Origin of the sequence: Microbacterium resistens NBRC 103078, assembly GCF_001552355.1 — a bacterium.
In the GTDB taxonomy this organism is placed as follows: Bacteria; Actinomycetota; Actinomycetes; order Actinomycetales; family Microbacteriaceae; genus Microbacterium; species Microbacterium resistens.
In genome coordinates, this window is sequence record NZ_BCRA01000139.1 from 1 (window position 1) to 4,773 (window position 4,773).

The 4,773-nt window shown below is 75.5% G+C and carries 4 protein-coding genes; all 4 read left to right on the forward strand.

The window, feature by feature from the left end:
• Positions 1-1,312: RDD family protein (locus tag MR1_RS17260; RefSeq protein WP_067249867.1), on the forward strand; the 1,312-nt coding region annotated here is incomplete at its 5' end.
• Positions 1,309-2,124, forward strand: coding sequence for a PP2C family protein-serine/threonine phosphatase (locus MR1_RS17265; RefSeq protein ID WP_067249870.1), 816 nt, complete (start codon positions 1,309-1,311; stop codon positions 2,122-2,124). The genes MR1_RS17260 and MR1_RS17265, both read left to right, overlap by 4 nt.
• Positions 2,124-3,650, forward strand: coding sequence for an FHA domain-containing protein (locus MR1_RS20645; RefSeq protein WP_067249873.1), 1,527 nt, complete (start codon positions 2,124-2,126; stop codon positions 3,648-3,650). The genes MR1_RS17265 and MR1_RS20645 overlap by 1 nt, the downstream gene beginning before the upstream one ends.
• Positions 3,647-4,773 (forward strand): serine/threonine-protein kinase (locus tag MR1_RS17275; protein ID WP_157518333.1); only part of this gene is annotated, 1,127 nt, incomplete at its 3' end. The genes MR1_RS20645 and MR1_RS17275, both read left to right, overlap by 4 nt.

A 4,773-nucleotide genomic window follows, 5' to 3' on the forward strand; every position in this document is an offset into this window, starting at 1 on the left:
GACCGGCGCCGCGACGGCGGTGCCGGTCGCCGCCCCGTCCCGCCGGGCGCTCGCGTACCTCGTCGACGCCGGGATCGGCGCCGTGATCGGCGGCGTCGGCTACGGGATCACGCTGGCATCCGTGCTCCGCGCGACCGACCTCACGGCTCTGCTGGCGACGATGAGCCTCGGGCTCGGCATCGTCGGTCTCGCGCTGCTGGCCTGGTTCCTCGTCTGCACCGCCCTGCAGGGCTCCTCCGGCGGGTCGGTCGGCATGCGCCTGCTGGGACTGCGGCTGGTGCGGGAGGAGGCGCCCGCGGAGCCTCTCGGCTTCGGGCGGGCGCTGGTGCGCAACCTCCTGTTCGCCGTGACGGCGGCGATCGTCGTCGGGTACTTCACGCCGCTGTTCGACGGCAGCGGGCGGTTCCAGGGGTGGCACGACCGGGCGGGACGGGCGCTCATGCTCGACGTCCGTTCGCTGCGATCCCCCGCCGTCGCCGCGGCGACACCGGCGGCGGGGGAGGCCGCGTCGGCCGTGCCCGCGGAAGCCCCGGGAACGGAGACCGTGGCGATCCCGGGCCTGCCGCCCGTGCCGCCGCGGCCGCCCCTGCCGGTTCCCGCGGAGGATCCGGAGTTCCCGGACGAGACGGTCGTCTCGGGTCCCGCCGTCGCCGAGTCCCCCGATCCTGTTCCTGCGGCTCCCGTTCCTCCGGCTCCTGTCCCTGCGGCCCCCGCTCCCGCGGCTCCTGACGATGCGGACCGAGCCGCCGCGGCGGCCGCGCCGGCAGAGGCCGACGTCATGATCACGACGGTCCCCGGGATCAGCCCGGCCGTGGCCCCGCGCCCCGAGCCGCCGGTGACGGGACCGGAGGCGATCCCCGCCCCCGCGCCCGTCGTGCCGTCGATCCCGCCGACCGACGACGCGCCGTCCGACGAGGCGCCGCCCGCTCCCGCGCCGCAGATCCCCGGCGAGGAGGACGACCTGGAGGACACGCGGCTGAGCGTGCCCGGTCACCGGCTCGTCTTCGTGTGGGACGACGGCACCCGCTCGCTCGTCTCCGGCCGCACCGTGTTCGGCCGCAACCCCGCCGAGGATGACGGGGCGACGCTCGTCGCGGTGCGCGACGAGACGCTGTCGCTGTCGAAGACGCACTTCGAGGCGGCGGCGGAGGCCGTCGGCGGCTGGGTGCTCGACCGGCACTCGACCAACGGGCTGACGATCGTCCGCGACGGCGTGCGCATCGCGTGCCCGCCCGGCGAGCGGGTCCGCATCCGGCTGGGGGATGCGATCCAGATCGGCGAGCGGATCGTCACCGTCGGAGGTTACGCATGATCGCGCCGGTCGTGGTCTCGGTGGGCGCGGCGACGCACACCGGACTGCGGCGACGGCTCAACGAGGACTCCTTCCTCGCACAGGCGCCGCTGTTCCTCGTCGCGGACGGGATGGGCGGGCACCAGGCGGGCGACGTCGCCAGCGCGGCGGTGATCGACGTCTTCCGTCCGCTGGCGGGCCGTGCGGTGCTGACGGTGGACGACGTGGGCTTCGCGGTCGCGCGGGCACGGAGCGCCGTCGAGGCGATCGCCGGGGACGGCGCCTCGCGCGCCGGGACGACGCTGAGCGGCGTGGCCATCACCGCCGTGGACGGCGTCGGCTACTGGCTGGCGGTCAACATCGGGGACTCGCGCACCTATCGTCTCGCGGAGGGTCGGCTGGAGCAGATCTCGGTGGACCATTCGGTCGTGCAGGAGCTGATCGACGCCGGCGAGCTGCTCTCCGACGACGCGCAGCGGGATCGACGGCGCAACATCATCACCCGCGCCCTCGGCGCCGGCAGCGACGGCGAGGCCGACTACTGGATGATCCCCGCCGAGGCCGGGGATCGGCTGCTCGTCTGCTCGGACGGCCTGAGCTCCGAGGTGCCCGACGCCCTGATCCACGACGTCCTGCGCCGCTCCGAGGACGCGCAGGCCGCGGCCGACCGGCTCATCGCCCTCGCGCTGGAGCGCGGCGGGCGCGACAACGTCACGGCGATCGTGATCGACGCCGTCCATGTCTCGGCGCGCGCCCTGGGCGCCGCCGACGACGAATCGGACATCGATTCCGACACGCGTCCGCGTGCCGGAGCGACGGGAGGAGTCCGCTGATGCCCATCACCGCTTACCACTCCGGGACCTGGTACCTGCTCGTCGGACCGCGCGCCGTCGTCGCGCTTCCCCCGGACGCGGACGCGGGCCTCGTCGCCGAGGTCTGGCGTCGCGCCTCGGGCGAGGAGGCCGCTTTCGCCGACATCGTGGACGCGCTCACCGCCGCCGGAGGCGGGTCCTTCGCCGCGATCCCGCCGTTCGGGGCCGTCGTCCTGGAGGGGACGGACGCGACGATCCGCATCGCGGTGCGGGGGCGGGTCTCGGTGCGCTTCGCCGACGCCGACGGCGAGCAGGAGGCGAGCGGCGCCGAGGTGACGACCTGGAGCGAACGGGTGGCCGGCGGCGTGCACGGGTTCGAGCTGCGCACCGCCGAGGAGCCCGGAGCGGAGGACGAGGCGCTGCCGATCGTCGCCGGTGTCGTGCGCGGCGCGCTGTTCCGCCACGGCGAGATCGCCCGACCCGACGACGCCGCGGTGCCGGCCGACGGGTCGATCGACGCCCAGGACCCGGCTCCGCTCGACGAGCCGGAGCCGGAGCCCGAGCTGGAGTCCGGGCCGGAGGCCGAGCCGATGGCGGAGGGCGGTGCGTCGGGCGGAGCCCCGGCGGACGAGGAGGTCCCTGGGTCCGAGCCTTCTGCGACTGCGGCGTTCGAGCCGGCGGATGAGCCGGCGGATCCGGCGGACGAGCCCGCGGATCCGGCGGATGAGCCCGCGGACGAGCTCCCGGAGCCGGTGGCCCCGGTGGACGGGCCGGTCGATTCGGCGGACGAGCTCCCCGAGCCGGTCGCGGTTCCGGAGGACGAGCCCCGGGAACCGGTGGCCTCGGCGGACGGGTCGACCGACACGGCCCACGGCGGCTTCTCGAGCGTCGAGTCCGCACCGATCGACACGATCGCCGTCGCCGATCCCGAGACGGTCGCCGACCCGGAGGGATCCTCGCCGCCCGCCGACCCGGAGTCGGCCGGAGACCACGACGGCGCGACCATCTCGGTGGCGCAGGCGCGGGAGCTGCGGGGCGCGGAGGCGCCCGTTCCGCCCGCCCCGGCGGTGCCGGCCCCGGTCGTGTCCGCCCCGGCCCCGGTCTTCTCGTTCAGCCCCGCGGTGCTGCCCGACCCGAGGACCGCGTCCCCGTCCTCGCCGGTGGCCCCGTCGGACGCGGCGACGGAGGCCATCCCGACCTCCGCGACCGGGCCCCGCCTGGTCCTCTCGACCGGCCAGATCGTGACGCTGGACCGCCCCGCTGTGATCGGGCGACGGCCGCGCTCGCCGCGGGCGACCGGGGCGACCCTGCCCCACCTGATCGCCGTCGAGAGCCCTCAGCACGACATCTCCCGCAGCCACCTGGAGGTGCGTCCCGAGCCCGACGCGGTGGTGGTGGTCGATCTGCACGCCACCAACGGCTCGACGCTGCTCCGGCCCGGCGTCGAGCCGGTGCGGCTGCATCCCGGGGAGCCGACGGTGGTCGTCAGCGGCGACGTGATCGACCTCGGAGACGGAGTGACGGTCCGGTTCGAGGATCTTCCGTGAGCAGACCGCCCTCGCCGCCGCCGCGGCTCGCGGGGTTCACGTACGTCGAGCCGCTCGGGACGGGCGGGTTCGCGGACGTGTTCCTGTACGAGCAGGAGCTGCCGCGGCGCCGCGTCGCGGTGAAGGTGCTGCTCGCCGACCGGCTGGCCAGCGGCGCGGCGCAGGAGTTCTCCGACGAGGCCAACGTCATGGCGATGCTCTCCACGCACCCCGCCATCGTCACCATCCACCAGGCCGGCGTCGCCGAGGACGGGCGTCCGTACCTCGTCATGGAGTACTGCCCGCGGCCGAATCTGCAGCAGCGCGCGCGCAAGGAGCCCTTCACGGTCGCCGAGGCGCTGCGCGTCGGCGTGCAGGTGGCCGGGGCGGTGGAGACCGCCCACCGTGCCGGGGTGCTGCACCGGGACATCAAGCCGGCCAACATCCTCGTGACCGAGTACAACCGTCCCGCGCTGACGGACTTCGGGATCGCGTCCACGACGGGGGCCGTCTCCGAGGCCTCGGGCATGTCGATCCCCTGGTCGCCGCCGGAGTCGTTCGCGGACCCGCCCACGAGCGGGGTGCGCTCCGACGTGTACGCCCTCGGCGCGACCGTGTACACGCTGCTGACCGGGCGCTCGCCGTTCGAGAAGACGGGCGAGCGCAACCGGGGCGCGGACCTGATCGCGCGGATCGAGCGCGAGCCCCTGCCCCCGCTCGGCCGTCCGGATGCGCCGGAGAGCCTGCGCGGCGTGCTCGAGCGCGCCATGGCGAAGGACCCGGCGCAGCGCTACCCGAGCGCCGTCTCGTTCGCGCGCGCCCTGCAGAAGGTGCAGATCGAGCTCGCGCACTCGGTGACGCCCATCGACATCGTGGACGAGCACCCGGTCGACGACGAGCCCGAGAACGACGACGACGGCCTCACCCGGGTCCGGCAGGTCGTCACGATCGCGCAGGACGGCCCGGGAGGCACCGGAGCGACCCGGCCCTCGGCGAAGACGCGTCCCGTCACCGCGGAGCCGTCCGCCGCCCCCGGTCCGCGCTTCGACCCCGGCGGGGTCCCGGTCGCCGACGACACCGTGATCCGCACGCCCCGGCCGGTGCCCGAGGACGACGCCACCGTCGTCAGCCCGCCGCGCGTGGT